Source organism: bacterium, assembly GCA_020444065.1.
In the GTDB taxonomy this organism is placed as follows: Bacteria; Sumerlaeota; Sumerlaeia; order SLMS01; family JAHLLQ01; genus JAHLLQ01.
Window position 1 is genome coordinate 490,080 of the sequence record JAHLLQ010000003.1, and the last position, 13,921, is coordinate 504,000.

Annotated in this window: 16 protein-coding genes; 6 read left to right on the forward strand and 10 right to left on the reverse strand. The window is 60.3% G+C overall.

Going from position 1 to position 13,921, the window contains the following annotated elements; genetic code table 11:
- Window positions 1-302: 302 nt before the first annotated feature.
- The 3 genes from KQI84_09715 to KQI84_09725 all read left to right on the forward strand — a co-directional run bounded on the left by KQI84_09715 (window position 303) and on the right by KQI84_09725 (window position 3,328).
- Entirely contained in the window at window positions 303-971 is a 669-nt protein-coding gene (locus KQI84_09715; GenBank protein MCB2155152.1) for a prepilin-type N-terminal cleavage/methylation domain-containing protein, read from the forward strand.
- A gap of 212 nt (window positions 972-1,183) precedes the next feature.
- Complete coding sequence (locus tag KQI84_09720; GenBank protein MCB2155153.1) at window positions 1,184-2,821, forward strand: sigma 54-interacting transcriptional regulator; 1,638 nt, start codon at window positions 1,184-1,186, stop codon at window positions 2,819-2,821.
- A gap of 87 nt (window positions 2,822-2,908) precedes the next feature.
- Window positions 2,909-3,328 carry a hypothetical protein gene (locus KQI84_09725; GenBank protein ID MCB2155154.1) on the forward strand — a complete coding sequence of 140 codons (420 nt, stop codon included), beginning with the start codon at window positions 2,909-2,911 and terminating at the stop codon, window positions 3,326-3,328.
- A 69-nt stretch (window positions 3,329-3,397) separates the two neighbouring features.
- Here the strand turns inward: KQI84_09725 and KQI84_09730 are convergent, their stop codons facing one another.
- From KQI84_09730 to KQI84_09755, 6 genes are all read right to left on the reverse strand, one after another.
- Window positions 3,398-4,120 carry a DUF190 domain-containing protein gene (locus KQI84_09730; GenBank protein MCB2155155.1) on the reverse strand — a complete coding sequence of 241 codons (723 nt, stop codon included), beginning with the start codon at window positions 4,118-4,120 and terminating at the stop codon, window positions 3,398-3,400.
- Between the two features lie 13 nt (window positions 4,121-4,133).
- Window positions 4,134-4,526 (reverse strand): fluoride efflux transporter CrcB, encoded by a 393-nt coding sequence (crcB, locus tag KQI84_09735; protein ID MCB2155156.1) that lies wholly within the window; start codon window positions 4,524-4,526, stop codon window positions 4,134-4,136.
- 124 nt (window positions 4,527-4,650) lie between these two features.
- The gene (locus KQI84_09740; GenBank protein MCB2155157.1) at window positions 4,651-5,763 is read right to left on the reverse strand and encodes a glycosyltransferase; all 1,113 of its coding nucleotides are present in this window, start codon (window positions 5,761-5,763) and stop codon (window positions 4,651-4,653) included.
- Between the two features lie 48 nt (window positions 5,764-5,811).
- Window positions 5,812-7,056, reverse strand: a complete 1,245-nt coding sequence (locus tag KQI84_09745; GenBank protein ID MCB2155158.1) for an ABC transporter permease — start codon at window positions 7,054-7,056, stop codon at window positions 5,812-5,814.
- Window positions 7,053-8,012, reverse strand: a complete 960-nt coding sequence (locus KQI84_09750; GenBank protein ID MCB2155159.1) for an ATP-binding cassette domain-containing protein — start codon at window positions 8,010-8,012, stop codon at window positions 7,053-7,055. Before KQI84_09750 ends, KQI84_09745 begins: the two co-directional genes overlap by 4 nt.
- A gap of 134 nt (window positions 8,013-8,146) precedes the next feature.
- On the reverse strand, window positions 8,147-9,019 hold the full coding sequence (locus KQI84_09755) for a deoxyribonuclease I (protein ID MCB2155160.1): 873 nt from the start codon (window positions 9,017-9,019) through the stop codon (window positions 8,147-8,149).
- A gap of 297 nt (window positions 9,020-9,316) precedes the next feature.
- Between KQI84_09755 and KQI84_09760 the strand changes: the two genes are divergently transcribed.
- A complete protein-coding gene (locus KQI84_09760) occupies window positions 9,317-9,883 on the forward strand; it encodes an SMI1/KNR4 family protein (GenBank protein MCB2155161.1) in 567 nt (188 codons plus the stop codon).
- Window positions 9,884-9,902: 19 nt separating this feature from the next.
- Window positions 9,903-10,337, forward strand: a complete 435-nt coding sequence (locus KQI84_09765; GenBank protein ID MCB2155162.1) for a hypothetical protein — start codon at window positions 9,903-9,905, stop codon at window positions 10,335-10,337.
- 104 nt (window positions 10,338-10,441) lie between these two features.
- Here KQI84_09765 and KQI84_09770 read toward each other — a convergent pair whose 3' ends face one another.
- The 4 genes from KQI84_09770 to KQI84_09785 all read right to left on the reverse strand — a co-directional run bounded on the left by KQI84_09770 (window position 10,442) and on the right by KQI84_09785 (window position 13,015).
- On the reverse strand, window positions 10,442-10,921 hold the full coding sequence (locus tag KQI84_09770) for a hypothetical protein (GenBank protein MCB2155163.1): 480 nt from the start codon (window positions 10,919-10,921) through the stop codon (window positions 10,442-10,444).
- A 69-nt stretch (window positions 10,922-10,990) separates the two neighbouring features.
- Window positions 10,991-11,656, reverse strand: coding sequence for a prepilin-type N-terminal cleavage/methylation domain-containing protein (locus KQI84_09775; protein MCB2155164.1), 666 nt, complete (start codon window positions 11,654-11,656; stop codon window positions 10,991-10,993).
- Window positions 11,656-12,426 (reverse strand): FecR family protein, encoded by a 771-nt coding sequence (locus tag KQI84_09780; GenBank protein ID MCB2155165.1) that lies wholly within the window; start codon window positions 12,424-12,426, stop codon window positions 11,656-11,658. The genes KQI84_09775 and KQI84_09780 overlap by 1 nt, the downstream gene beginning before the upstream one ends.
- A complete protein-coding gene (locus KQI84_09785) occupies window positions 12,419-13,015 on the reverse strand; it encodes an RNA polymerase sigma factor (GenBank protein MCB2155166.1) in 597 nt (198 codons plus the stop codon). The genes KQI84_09780 and KQI84_09785 overlap by 8 nt, the downstream gene beginning before the upstream one ends.
- 120 nt (window positions 13,016-13,135) lie before the next feature.
- Between KQI84_09785 and KQI84_09790 the strand changes: the two genes are divergently transcribed.
- Entirely contained in the window at window positions 13,136-13,891 is a 756-nt protein-coding gene (locus KQI84_09790; protein MCB2155167.1) for a hypothetical protein, read from the forward strand.
- The last annotated feature ends 30 nt before the right edge of the window (window positions 13,892-13,921 follow it).

A 13,921-nucleotide genomic window follows, 5' to 3' on the forward strand; every position in this document is an offset into this window, starting at 1 on the left:
GCAATGGAAGTCCTGGATGCAATCATGGGGCGAAAATCCTCACGCGGAACGGGGAAAGCAAGGAGTTTCTATGACACTTTCCCTGGTCCCATCCGAGCATTTCTCTCCGCCCTGCGGGATATTTTTGGACGCTTGTTCTTATCGAGGTGTCATAATCGGGATTCGAGAAGTCCTCATTTTTTTTGGAGCGAAAGTGCTTGCCCTATAGCCGCGCGCCCGGGCAGAGGGACGAGACTGGGGCGCCGTTCGCACCAAATCAGGCGGCGCACCGCCCATGCTCACTATATGACGGAGGACGTCGAATGCACGTAACACATCTTATTTCCCGAGACCGCCGAGGCTTCACACTGATCGAGCTCCTGATCGTTGTCGCCATCATTGCCATCCTGGCGGCAATCGCTGTTCCGAACTTCCTCGAAGCACAGGTTCGTTCCAAGGTCTCCCGCGCCAAGTCCGACATGCGGACGCTGGCCACGGGCCTGGAATCTTACGTAATCGATTACAATCACTATCCGGACGTCGACCGCACGACAATCTCTCCTCCGATCAAGTTGGGTCTGGAGTATTCGCGCCCCGCACTGACGCTGCTTTCGACGCCAGTTTCCTACATCACCAGCCCTCTGCTGATCGATCCGTTCGCGGTCGGCTCGACAAACACACGCTACTACGGATATGCCAACTGCGACGCCGCACTCCTGAATCCAGATCTCTCCGCTGTCGGCGCAAGCTATGCCACCGTGGATAATAAGCCGCGATTCGACAACCACCGGTGGGTCCTGCAAAGCGTTGGTCCGGATGTCACCAACTTCGCACTGGCAAGTCCCGCCGAATACCCCGACCAGGGCTTCAACAACGCCTATCACTTCCTGGTCGATCCTCAGGATGGCGTGGGAGCCAACTTCATTTACGACCCGACGAATGGCACGGTTTCAGTGGGCGACATCGTTCGCACGGCCTTGATAACCGACTGATCGGAATCGGCGAAATCCAAGACAATGGCGGCCATCCGAGACCAGGATGGCCGCTTTTTTTGTGACCCTGGCGATCGAACCTGGACGCGATTTGCGCCGAAATTACGGCGCTTCTGGCTTGCATCCGCCGTGTGTCGGCGCAACGATACGCCTTGGCGGCGTTAGGGCAGAGCTTTGCAAGAACGGACCGCCAGATCGGGAGCAACCCCACTATGAACGCTGAAGAACGGCTTCGCATCATGACTAAAGTCACCGGGGCGGTGCTTGCGCACCACGACTTCGGGGGCTTTTTCCAGGCCGTCGCCGACTGCATGAAGGAACTCCTTCCGAACGTCGACGACTTCGGGATCGCCCGCTATCGGGCCGAGCGCGAGGAGTTCGAGATCATCGCCACGATTGTCGAGGATGAAGCGACAACGAACATGGGCGTGCGCAGCGGCCGCGGGGAACACACCCCAGGCGGGTTCCTGCTCAAGCGCGGTCGCACCACGATGGTCAACGACATGGACGCGTTCGAGAAGCAGTTGGGCGCCCGGATGCGCGAGAAATTCCGCCGCCCGTTCCAGTCCGCAATCGGTGCCCTGCTTGAGCACGGCGACAAGCTGATCGGTTACATGTACATCACGTCGATGCAGAAGAGCGCCTGGGACGAGCATCACCGGGACGTCTTCGACCTCATCCGCACGGTCGTGACGCTGGCCGTGGACAACGCTCTGGCCTACGACGAACTGCATCGCATGAAGGAGGAGGCCGAGCTGCAGGGACAGTACCTGCGCTCCGAGATTGAAGAGAATTTCCCGGCAGACGGCCTGATCGGTCGCTCGCGGCTATGGAAGTCGGTGATCGCCCAGGTCCAGCAAGTGGCGCCGACCGAGAGCACCGTTCTGATCCAGGGCGAGACCGGCACCGGCAAGGAGGTGCTGGCCCGCGCGATCCACGAACGCAGCACCCGCGCCCGCAAGCCGCTGATCAAGGTCAACTGCGGCGCCTTGCCGGAGAACCTGATTGAGTCCGAGCTGTTCGGCCACGAGCGGGGCGCCTTCACCGGGGCCATGAACCGCCGCGTCGGGCGCTTCGAGCTGGCCCACGGCGGTACGATTTTCCTCGATGAAATCGGCGAGATGCCGATGTCGCTGCAGGTCCGGCTGCTCCGGGTCCTGCAGGAGCGCGAATTCGAGCGGGTCGGCGGTGAGAAGCCGATCCGGGTGAATGTGCGCGTGATCACCGCGACAAACAAGGACTTGCGGGCGGAAGTGGCCGCCGGCCGCTTCCGGGCGGACTTGTACTATCGCCTCAATGTCTTTCCCATCGATGTGCCGCCGCTGCGCGTCCGGCCGGAGGACGCCGTGCTGCTGACGAAGTATTTCCTGCAGCGCTTCGCCGAGCGCATCGGGCGCAAGGGGCTCCAACTGACCGAAGAGAGCGTCCAGGCCGTAGCGAACTACTCCTGGCCTGGGAACGTGCGGGAGCTCGAGCATCTTGTTGAACGAGGGATTATCCTGGCTCAGGGCAACCAGGTAGACCTGAAGGCCCTGTTGATGCCGAACCCTGCGACATTGGCGTTTCCGAGCGATCCGCCCAGCCCGATGGCGACATTGCAGATGCCTGATGTCTCCCAGCCTGCACGCGAAGTCGCAGAGGGCAAGAAGGTCTCTCTGAAGGATAGTTTCGCCGAAGCCGAACGTTCGGCGATTATCCACGCCCTGGAGGAATGCAATTACACAATCGGGGGCAAGAACGGCGCGGCGGCAATGCTTGGGCTGAAGCGCCAGACTCTCCAATCGAAGATCAAGAAGCTGGGAATCCCCATGAATAAGGGGAAAAGCGAGCCCGTGGGGTCAAATTCCTGACCACAGCCCTTTGTGGCTGGCCCGGCATTTGCCAGTGAACGAGGCAGAAGACGCGTCTTCGGCACGATTTATTAGGGAAAGACAACAATGAGCAAGACGAGCCAATCACCGATGAACCAGCTCCTGGCGCGCGTCCGCACATGGTGCGGCGTGACCGTCAAGGATGCCAACGGGGCACCGGCAACCGTCCTGATCAGGGACAAGCCCATCGCGCGATTCCTTGACGAGCACACCCTCGAGGCCGTCCTCTGCGGCTCGATCAAGCGGCAGGTCATGGAAGATCCGGACGCCATCCAGGAAGGCTCCAAGTGCCGCAATGACAGCTCCTCGATGGTCGTGGATCTGAATTCCTGCGCCGGCGTCGAGGAAGGGATTCGCCTACTCCTCAATGCCTATATCACGAGCCAATCTTCCGTGAGCCAGGACTGGTGGCTGCAGGAAGAGAATCTGAACGAAGACCCGACCTGTGAGAAGCTGGAAGAAGTCCGGAAGCAGCAGGCGAAATAAGAAGCGTCGAAAATAAGAGAAGACTGGCGGCCGCCTCGGGATTCCGAGGCGGCCGATTTCATTTCAGACTCAGCCGACGTTCTTGACGATTCGAACCTCTTCAACGGTCACGAGACCTTCATTCACGAGGCGATCGACTTCGGGGAGGAAGGCTTCGATGTTCTCTTCCGTATCGACGATCTCGATGACGATGGGAAGGTCCTGGGAGAGCGTCAGTAAATGCGCCGTATGCAGGTGCGAGTGTTTGCCAAAGCCCATCTGGCCGCGCAGGACCGTCGCGCCGGCCAGGCCGGCGTTGCGAGCTCGGTAGACGATCGCTTCAAAGAGCGGCTTGCCGTCCTCGTCGCGATCTTCGTCGCCCAGGAAGAGGCGGAGCAGCGTTCCTTTTTCACCGAATTCCATCCAGGGTGCCTCCTTTTCCGGTGGGGGAGCGGCAGCGGCCAGCGGCACGGCGCCGGGTTCATCGGTTCGGGCTCGACGAGCCAGCACGCGTGCGCGTTCGTAGGTCAACAGCGCGCCCTTCAGCATCGGGGCGATGTCGGTGCGGAAGGCCGCGAGGGCTTCCGCTGAATCGATCATCTCGACGATCACGGGCAACTCGTTGGCAAACGCGAGGGCCTTCTCGCGTAGGATCTTGCCGTCGCGCGTCGAGAAACCCATGAGGCCCTTCAGCACCGTAGCGCCCGCGAGGCCGTCATGCCGAGCACGCTTCACCAGCGCCTCGTAGAGCGGCTCGTGGTGCCACTGGACGAAGTTCGTCAGGTAGAATCGCAGTTGGACCTGCTCTTCCACGAGTCGAGTCCTTTCAGAGCAATCCGCGGGCGGCCAATGTTCCCAGCCGCACCGCGACCAGGCCGATGAAGATACTGAGCGTCACGTTCAGCGTTGCCAGGATCCAGGCGCCGTCATCCAGCAGGCCTTGTGTCTCGAACTTGAACGTTGAAAACGTTGTGAACGATCCCAGGAAACCGACCGCCACGGCGTAGCGCCAGATCGTCGGCGTGTCGGTCAGTCGTTCCGCCACCATCGTTCCCACAAACCCCAGGAAGAAGCACCCCGCGATGTTGACGGCGAAAGTCCCCCATGGGAACCGGCTCTCGGAAAGATTCCCGATCCACGCCGAAGTCGCAAAACGCGCCACCGCCCCGGCGGAACCGCCGAGCGCGACAAGCAGGTAAGGGATGAGGTTTTTGAGCATAGTGCGCTGGACTGTCGTTCGAAGGTGGCCTTCTAGAACAAGTGACGAGTGGCTAGTGGCGAGTAAGAACCATCAACCTAACCTTGTCGGTGTCTTGCCTCATTGGCGGCGTCGACCGTCGCATTCAACCTTCCAGCTTCCCCTGAATGAGCGCAAGCATGGCTTCGGCGGTTTCCTGCCAGGTGCGGGCTTGGGGAGGCTTTCGGCTGGGGCCGATCCCGGTGGCGAGGGCTTCTTCGCAACGTGCGGCGAACTCTTCGGGATCGGCCGCTATGGCGACCTCGTCGCCGTAGTCGGATTGCACGTCGGGAATCGGCGTTGAGACAACCGGCCGGCCGGCGGCGAGGTATTCCGGCGTCTTCGTGGGACTCATCGTGCAGGTCAGTTCGTTCACAAGCCACGGGATCAGGCACACATCGAAGCCACGCAAGTAGTCCGGGAGGGTGCCGTAATCCTTCGCGCCAAGATGGTGGAAATTCGGCGAGTCGACGGGACAGCGATCAATCATCACCAGCGGTCCCAGGAAGACGATATTCCAGTCCGGTCGATGCGTGCACAACGCGCGCACCAGCGGCCAGTCGATGCGTTCGTCGACCGCTCCGAAGTATCCCAGAATCGGTCGCTTGATGGGCTGCAAGTCATCGGGGATCGGACCGTCGTCGGCGCCGCGGGCGAAGTGCTCGAAATCGATGCCGCTCGGGAAGCAGTGCGCGTCCGGGCGACGAGCTTCCCGCTGGCGGTGGAGGCTGCGTCCGCCCGTGAAGACGAGATCCGCGCGATCGAGCAGCATCGCTTCCATCTCTGCGACGTCCGCCCCAGTGCGGCGGAAGGACTCGAACGGATCCATGATGTCGTACACAAGCAGATCGTGCGGTAGGCGATCCAGCAGCGTCGCGAACGCCGGGTGCTGCAGCCACAGCACGCGTCGGCCGGCGGGAGCGCCGTTCAGAAAGTCTGCCCCCCGCGACAGCAGGCCTCGGCGCGACAGGCGATTCACCGCCACCGATCGCCCGGACAACGGAAGGAACGGCCGGTTCACCGCGCGGCCGTGCTCGCCGAAACGCGCTTCGCGATCTTCGGGCGTTGTCAACCAGCGGCGAGAACTCATCAGCGACTCATACAGCACATGGTGCCCGAGCCGATCGAAGCACGCCATCAACTGCTGCGGCCGCTGAAACAGGCGGCGTTCCCAGACAAGGTGCGAAAGGCACAGGATATGAAGAGGCGGGGCGCTCATCGTTGTTCGATGAAATCCGCGCCCCGCCCTGTGCCGCAATGGGGAGTTTTACGTTTCGCTAGTCGTCAGCCAGCCGATAACTTGCTTCCACTTCGGGCGTTTTCCGTGAACCAGAATGGCGATTCGGAAGATGCGGCCGGAGACGATGTAGGCCACGTAGGCCATGCCGACCAGCAGCGCGACGCAGATGCCCAATTCGACCGGGCTCGGCGATGTGACACCCAGGCGAAGGGGCATCGCGACTGGAGCCGTCATCGGGAACAGGCTGAGCACGAGAGCCAATGTTCCGTCCGGGTTCATCATCAGAGGCATCATCATGGCCATCGGAACGATCAGGAACATCAGCAACGGCCACTGCACCTGCTGGGCTTCCTGCGTGGAACTGCAGATCGATCCCAGCGCGGCGTACAGCAACGCGTAGACCAGGTATCCGAGCAGGAACAGAAGCAGCAGCATCCCAATGACGGTTGGCTCGATCGTGATGCCTTCGAGTTTCTCGATCGGGCGCACGGATTTGATTACGAAAAACGCCGTGGCCCACACTGCATACTGCGTGAGGCTCGCAAAGCCGACGCCGAGGACTTTGCCGAAGAGAATCTGACGCGCCGTGACGCAGGAGAGCATCACCTCGTACACGCGCGTCGTCTTGTCCTCGATCACCGCCATCATGATCGACGTGCCGTACATGATCAGCGTCATGTAGAGCAGGAACACGAACACGGCGGAAACAATTACGACGGATGTCTCGTCCTTCTGTTCCTCGTCAACAACACTGGAGACGTTGAGGTCGACGCGGCGCATGACTTCGCCAATCACCGATGGGGGAATTCCCTTTTCGTCCAGGCGCATTTGCCTCAGAAGCGATGTGGCCGCGTTGCGCAACTCCTCGCGCACGCGGAACTCCGTCACCGATCGCATGAAGAGATCGATCTTATTGCCGGCCACAACATCCTTCGGGATGACCATCAGGCCGCGGACTTTCTTCTCCTCGACGCGTTTCTTCGCTTCCTCGAGGGCCTCTTCCGTATTGTCGACTTTCTCGACCACGTACTTCGACTTGCCGTTCTCGAGTTTGTTCTCCGAGAGAGCCTCGGACAGTTGGTCCGTCAACTGGCCAGAGGCATCCTGCACCGCGATGGTCAACTGCGTTGTGTCGCGTTCGGCCAGGTACGCCGGCAGCAACATCACGACCGCAAAGAACACCGGCGTTAGGAACGTGCCGATCACAAACGCCTTGCGGCGCACAACGTGCATGTATTCGCGCTGAATCAGGCTGAAGAGTTTCGGACTCATGCGTGCGCCTCCGTGGGTTCGGCCAGGTTGCCGATCGTATCGATTTCCAACCCGCCGACGCGCGCCAGGAAAATGTCGTTCAGCGATGCTTCGAGCTGCACGAAGCGTTCGACCTCCACACCGGCGCCGACCAGGTGCTGCAGCACCGCCTTTGGCTCGATCTGGCTCTCGAACTGATAGCGCAACGACTTGCCGTGGGGACGTTTCGCCTTCACGCCGTCGAAGCCCTCCAGCGCGGCCTCGCAGCCTTCGCCGCGGACCTCGATCCAGCCGGCGCCGAACTGATGTTGCACCTCGTCAAGCGCGCCCTGCACGACGACCTCGCCTTTGCGCAGCATAATGACGTCGTCCAGCATCCGCTCGGCTTGCTCCATCACGTGGGTGGAGAAGATGACGCCGGTGCCGGATTCGCCGAATTCGCCGATCAGTTCCTCGAACAGGCGGGCGTTCACCGGATCCAGGCCGCTGAACGGCTCGTCGAGGATCAGCAGCGGCGGCCGGTGCATCACCGTCGCCACGAACTGCACTTTCTGCTGCATGCCTTTGGAGAAGTCCTCGAGCGTGGACTGGCGGCGATCCCAAAGGTCCAGCCGCTTCAGCCAATACTCCGTCTCCTTCTTCGCATCCGAGCGGCTCATGCCGTTCACCGCGCCGAAGAAGTGGAGGAGTTCCTCGACCTTCATCTTCTTATACAGACCCCGCTCCTCCGGCATGTAGCCGATGCGGTCCTTGGTCTGATTGTCGATCCTGCGCCCGAGGACTTCGATCTCGCCCGAGTCCGGGGCGATAATGTTCAGGATCATCCGGATGGTCGTGGTTTTGCCGGCGCCGTTTGCCCCGAGCAGACCCAGCACGTGGCCGGGATAGAGCTCGAAAGACAGGTCCTCCACCGCCGTGACGCCGTCGTATGTCTTCCGGACGTGTTCGATCTTAATCAATGGTCCATCATTCGCCATATCGGGATCCAATCGCCGATGAGGTGTACATACTTCCATCATCTTACGGGGAATATGCCGATTCCTTCAAAAAAAGGAACCGCCCCAGGTGGCCCCGGGGCGGAGGATGGCACAACGGGTATTCGCGACGCGGGCTAATCCGTGTCGGAACTGGAGTACAATTTCAGCCAGATCGGCGCGTGATCCGACAGGCCGCTGTAGAACGTGCACATGTTGGCAATGTAGTCGCGGCCGGAACTGGAGTACTCCGTCACGTAGCTGGCCTGGTACCAGTAGTGGTCGTAAGGGCTGGCGAAGGCGCAGGACGAGTTGATCGTCGTCTTGTCGTTCACCTTGTAACCGACGACGGGCGAAATGACCGACGTGCTCTTCAGACGGCTGAAGTAGGACGAGGTCGCATCGCGGTTGAAGTCGCCGAGCAGGATCACGTCCTGGTCGGTGCTACTTGCGTTCTGGACGCTCTTGAAGACATCGGCGATGGCGCTGATTTCCGCCTCACGCTGAGCAGTTGTTCCCCAGATGCAGTGCCAGTTGATGAACGTATAGTCGGCGCTGGTGCTCTTGTCGCGGATCTTGACGATCTGTGGCTCGCGTTCGAACTTGTCGCCTGTATCGGTCCATAGAGTTGAGGACAGCATCGTCACGCGGTCCGTGCGATAAACGACGGCGTAGCACTCCTTGTAGCTGCTGCGGCCGACGGCAGAGGTGACCTTGTAGCTCCACGTCACACCACTGACGCTGGAGAGGGCGGAGGCAAAACTGGAGGCGCTGCTGCTGTACATCACTTCCTGCAGGAAGATAATGTCGCAGCCGTTGGGCGATGTGCTGCTGGTTCCATAATCCTGCCACACCTGATTGGCGTAGCCGGACCAATCGGTCTCGCCGCTCCAGCCCATGTGGCGGGCGTTCCAGGAGACCGTGCGCATGTACGCACCGGCGAACAGATTGGCGGGCAGAACGAGAGCGACAAACAGAACGGCCAGAAGAACACGTGAGCGAGCTTTCATTAAAGCTCCTCCTTCTGAATGGGGGCTCGACTCCTTCTATGAAGACGAGATGAATGAATCTTCAGGCGCCGTGATTTGCCGAAATGAATTTCCGCGTCAAGAGCATTCAGTTGCTTAACGAACAAAAAATCCACGTGGGTAAAATGCGGGATAGTGTCCACCAGGGCGGGGGGAGATCGCCCCAGCGCTGCCATCGTCTCATTTCCAGGTGGACAACAGGATTCGTCCGGTTACTTCCCATGAGCGGAGTGCTCTTGAACGAGGGTCGCTTTTGCCGAATCCAATCTGACGCAGGCTATGAATTTGAGGAGAGTCGCAGCCGTAGGGATCTGGTCGGACTTTGATATCGAAGAATTCTGGGAACAGTCCGAACACGCCACGAACGAATACGTCAGCGCGCCTTTGGCGGACGACGTCGTTGCGGCCGTCGAGCGAGAACTTGGTTACAAACTGCCGGCAGCTTACGTCGAATTGCTGCGGTTCCAGAATGGCGGAATCCCGTGCCGCAGAAATCACTACTCTCCGGCGTATAGCAATTTCCCCGATGTCTATATCGGCATCTGCGGAATCTACTCGATCGGTGGCGATAAACCCAACTCCCTGCTCGGCGAATTCGGGAGCAGGTTCTGGGAAAGGGAATGGCTGTACCCCCACATCGGTGTGTACTTCGCCGATACTCCTTCAGGAGGACACGACATGGTAGGCTTGGACTACAGGGCATGCGGACCAACCGGCGAACCCCAAGTTGTTCATGTCGACCAGGAGGACGACTGGAAGATCGTGGTACTGGCAGAGGACTTCGAGACGTTCATTCGCGGCTTGATTGATGATTCCATCTACGAATGGGAAGATAGATTAACCTAACCGATCAAAAGGCAAGAGAATGGCATCCTGGTCCATCGGGCATCCTGAAAAGGAACAACTCGTTGTCGAATTCACACCAACTTCAGATCCGACTGGTGAGGTATTCTGGTATCCCACTCGAGTGACTATCGATGTGGTTGGGTTTAGCGGTCGCACAAGGACAGAGGGTATTACTCTCTATCAGATGAAGCAATTCCTGAAGGAGCTAGGAGCCGTTTACACAGAACTGCGCGGAAAGGCCGAATTCGACTCGTTCTGTGGCGGACTCCATGTCGAGCTGGAAGCAGATCGGGTTGGCCACATTACCGTGCAAGGCTCTCTCCGAGACGACTTCGGCATTGGGAATCGACTCATCTTCAATTTCCAGCTCGATCAGACGTTCCTTCCCCAGACCATTAGTGAGTTGAGGGAGTGTGTTGCGCTCTGTGAAAAGATCTCACCCAACAAGGAATAACATGACACGCATTGGCACGAAGCACGGCTTCGCACCAACAAAGCGGCAGCACGGCCGCCGCACTCCAAATGGGCGCGCAAATTACGGAGGATGCGATGCCCTACCTACCCAAACGGATTGCCCACCGATGCGCGGGCGAGTTGTTGCTGGTTGAAGAATGGCCACAGATCGAGATCGCCGCCGAGTTGGCGCGCGCGCCAGCGTTCGATCTTCTCCATGAGCGTCGGAGATGGGGAATCTGATATCGCCCGAATGTACTCGATGATGATTAGCCCTGACAGAAGCATGAAGATCAGAAGGAGGAAATGAAACTTCCGATCAGTCGGCCAGATGTACTCCTCATCTCTCAGGAGGAAGAGCACCCAAAGCGCCATTTCCCTACGTTCTGCGCGAATGGAGTCTTCGCCCCGCGGGCAGAAATCTTCTTCCAGCCACCACGCAGCGTCTTGAGTCCTCTTGATCGCGAGATCACCGTCCACGGGCAGAGCTTGGAGAGAGTCATTGCACTCGTCAAATTCGATCAGGCCCGCCGCATAACGACGGAGTGTCCCAGCCGCCTGGCGTCGTGATGTGCGATCGATCATGGGTGTCGGCTCCAGATGACAGGCCAATTCGATCACGTTGGCGCGCGGTCGTCAACTCCAGGCGCACCCTCACCACGGCTCCGTGTTGTTCGTAAAGCCCGCGATGTCGCCGATGCTGACGGTGCCGTTCGTCGGGTCGTAGATCGTGGAGATGGGGGAGGCGTTTGGCAGGTAGGCGAAGTGCATGAAGAAAACGTCCTCCGGCAGCGCGGCGTAGCCGCCGAGGGAGTCTTCCAGGTCGGGCCCGACGGAGACGAGCGCGGCCAGCGGCACATTCAGCCGCGGATCGAAGAACTTCACCGCCGTCGAGGGATAGTGGATGTAGAGCAGCGAGTAATCGCCGTTGTCCAATGTTCCGTTCGGATCGACCACTCCTGGATTTGCAGCAGGGATTTGCTGCAGGAAAGAGTACATTTTCTGTGCACCGAACGGATCGCGAAACGCGGACGGGCCGATGTATGAAACCGGCGTGGTGAGGGGAACGAGCTGCTCCGAGGCAAGAATTCCAAGAGGATCAGTTGGGAAGATCGGCTGCGCCGCGGGGAAGCGGTTGTGATCGACATAGAAGGACATCAGCCCCGTTTTGCCTGTGCGGATGTTGCCCTTCGCGGCGCTGACCTTCGCGCGCGTTTGGGCCTCGAGGAAGTTTGGCACCGCGATCGCCGCCAGAATCGCGATAATCGCGACAACAATCAGTAGCTCGATCAGGGTGAATCCAGAGCGTATTCTTCGCATCACTGGGTTGTGCTCCATCCAGAGGGGTAGCGTTGCGCCGCGGCGTTTTTCATAAACTCCTCCTGCAAGTCCCGCACCCACGCGGGCACGTCGGCGACCTTGTCCGCGACGATCGGCGGACGGTCGGCTTGTTCGACGAGGGCGCTCTCGCCCGGCGACAGCGTCTGGCGCGAGCTGCCGGCCTCCAGGCTGATCCGCCCGGATTGCAGGATCACGCGCGTTCCGCCAGAGCCGTGCGAGACGCCGAACTTCGTTCCCTGCACGGTGACGCGAGCGTTGGGCGTGGTGACTTCGAAGAAGCCCGACTCCGGCTCCACGTTGACCCAAAGGTCACCGTGTTCGAGTCGCAGGCGATCTTCGCCGACGATGTCCAGTTTCGAATCCGCCGCCAGCAGGACCACCACGCGGCCGTCGTCCAATTGCGCGATGGCCTTTCCGTCGGCCTTTGTGGTGATGGAATCGCCTTCACGCAGAACCTTCTGCGCTCCTTCCACGCTGCCGGCAGCATAGAGCAGATCGGCGCGTTCCCGGCCGTACTGGCGAATCAGAACGATGCCCGTCGCCATCAGCATCAGGACGGCGGCGATGCCGACCCAACTCTTCCAGCCGATCGGAATCACGCGCGCCTTGGGCGCGGGCGCTTTCTCGGCCTCTTCGCGCAGCGCATCCTTCATCCGCATGGAGAAGCCCTTGGACGGGCGGGATTCCTGCGCCCATTCCTCAGCGGCGCGCTCCAGGAGGCGCTCGGTTTTGTCGCGGTTGTCAGTCATTGAGCAAATCCTCCATCTGGACCCCGCGTTCGTCGAACCACGCGCGAATATCGCGCAGACCGCGGGCCAGGATTCCTCCGATCGTGCCCTGGGGGATGCGCAGGACATCGGCGATCTCGCGGATCTTCAGGCCGGCGAAGTACTTTAGCGCCACGGCTTCGCGATCCCGCGGGGGGAGGGAAGCGACGGCGTCCTCCAGCCACTTGCGGCTTTGGCCTTCCAGAATGCGGGAGCCCTGGCGCGCAGGCTCGGGCGAATCGGGGGCCTTTTCGCCGAAGCTGAACTCGCGGTTCGTGCGGCCTTTCTCGTATTCTTTCGCCAGGCGCCGCCGCAGGATCGTGAACAGCCACGCACGCAGCGTCTCGGCCGATCGCGCCTTCTCCCGAGACCGAAAGGCCTCCAGGAACGTGTCCTGAACGATATCCTCCGCCGTTTCCGTCTGAAACGTGTGGAGCCGCGCGTAGTGAAAGAGCTGCATCCCGTAAAGATCCACCATATACTCTGCCGCCTCGCTATCGCCTTGGCGAAAGCGCTCGAACGTGCCCTGGTCCATCTGCGGAGCGGGCGATTCGTGCGGCGATTGATTCATCCACCGTCCCTTTCATCCCTGTTGTGGCCGGTCATGCGGTTTTTTTTCGACCTACGCGAAAAAAACACCACTTCGCCGCCACAACAGGATCAAACACCACGATGAAAGGACACTCACCCGATGAGACGAATGCTTGTGATGGCCGTTTTGATGCTGACAATGATCGGTTCCGCCGCCGCGGGGACCTGCACCGATACCTACGAAGGACAGTTCATTCCCCACTGGGACGACCCCACCCAGTTCTTCCTGACCTGCTGGCCCATCCAGACCACCGAAACCACCGTATTCGAGGACATCAACGGCAACCCGTTCTCGCTCGAAGGCCTCACCTTCGACGATGAACTTCGCGCCACCGGCTGTATCGACACCGACGGTTTCACGCTGATTGCCGACGAAGTCATCCTGCTCACGCCCTCTGCCAGCATCGTGGTGTCCGACGACCAGGTTGTAATGGGCGTCGGCTCCGGTCCGTCGTGGTTCATCCAGACCACGACGGACCCCGCGATCGGCCAGACGGGATCCGGCAATCCCAACCCGGACATCGTGCTCGTCGAAGGCCAGCGCTACACGTTCACCAACTCCGCGGCGGGTGCGCATCCGTTCGCGCTGATCGCCAAGGGCTCCACCGCGGCCGGCGACACCGTGCTCCTTGCTCAGGGCAGCAACTCCGGTTCGATGGAAGCCGACGTCGACGTGCAGTGGGAAGACAACGGCAACGACGTGACCTTCACCGTGTCCGCCTCGCTGATCGCGGCCCTGGAAGGCACCGCCAGCCAATCCCCCGGCTATCGCTGCGAAATCCACACAGGCGCTATGCGCGGCACCATCACGATCACCTCATTCTCCGCCGTCACCGACTGGCACGCGTACGAGTAACACCCCGAATTGGGGTTGAGGAAGACAACC

What these genes read in the sequence shown, in the direction of transcription:
- KQI84_09715 (MCB2155152.1), top strand. Translation starts at nt 303, where the DNA reads ATGCACGTAACACATCTTATTTCCCGAGACCGCCGAGGCTTCACACTG.
- KQI84_09720 (MCB2155153.1), top strand. Translation starts at nt 1,184, where the DNA reads ATGAACGCTGAAGAACGGCTTCGCATCATGACTAAAGTCACCGGGGCG.
- KQI84_09725 (MCB2155154.1), top strand. Translation starts at nt 2,909, where the DNA reads ATGAGCAAGACGAGCCAATCACCGATGAACCAGCTCCTGGCGCGCGTC.
- crcB (MCB2155156.1), bottom strand. Translation starts at nt 4,526, where the DNA reads ATGCTCAAAAACCTCATCCCTTACCTGCTTGTCGCGCTCGGCGGTTCC.
- KQI84_09740 (MCB2155157.1), bottom strand. Translation starts at nt 5,763, where the DNA reads ATGAGCGCCCCGCCTCTTCATATCCTGTGCCTTTCGCACCTTGTCTGG.
- KQI84_09745 (MCB2155158.1), bottom strand. Translation starts at nt 7,056, where the DNA reads ATGAGTCCGAAACTCTTCAGCCTGATTCAGCGCGAATACATGCACGTT.
- KQI84_09750 (MCB2155159.1), bottom strand. Translation starts at nt 8,012, where the DNA reads ATGGCGAATGATGGACCATTGATTAAGATCGAACACGTCCGGAAGACA.
- KQI84_09755 (MCB2155160.1), bottom strand. Translation starts at nt 9,019, where the DNA reads ATGAAAGCTCGCTCACGTGTTCTTCTGGCCGTTCTGTTTGTCGCTCTC.
- KQI84_09760 (MCB2155161.1), top strand. Translation starts at nt 9,317, where the DNA reads ATGAATTTGAGGAGAGTCGCAGCCGTAGGGATCTGGTCGGACTTTGAT.
- KQI84_09765 (MCB2155162.1), top strand. Translation starts at nt 9,903, where the DNA reads ATGGCATCCTGGTCCATCGGGCATCCTGAAAAGGAACAACTCGTTGTC.
- KQI84_09770 (MCB2155163.1), bottom strand. Translation starts at nt 10,921, where the DNA reads ATGATCGATCGCACATCACGACGCCAGGCGGCTGGGACACTCCGTCGT.
- KQI84_09775 (MCB2155164.1), bottom strand. Translation starts at nt 11,656, where the DNA reads ATGCGAAGAATACGCTCTGGATTCACCCTGATCGAGCTACTGATTGTT.
- KQI84_09780 (MCB2155165.1), bottom strand. Translation starts at nt 12,426, where the DNA reads ATGACTGACAACCGCGACAAAACCGAGCGCCTCCTGGAGCGCGCCGCT.
- KQI84_09785 (MCB2155166.1), bottom strand. Translation starts at nt 13,015, where the DNA reads ATGAATCAATCGCCGCACGAATCGCCCGCTCCGCAGATGGACCAGGGC.
- KQI84_09790 (MCB2155167.1), top strand. Translation starts at nt 13,136, where the DNA reads ATGAGACGAATGCTTGTGATGGCCGTTTTGATGCTGACAATGATCGGT.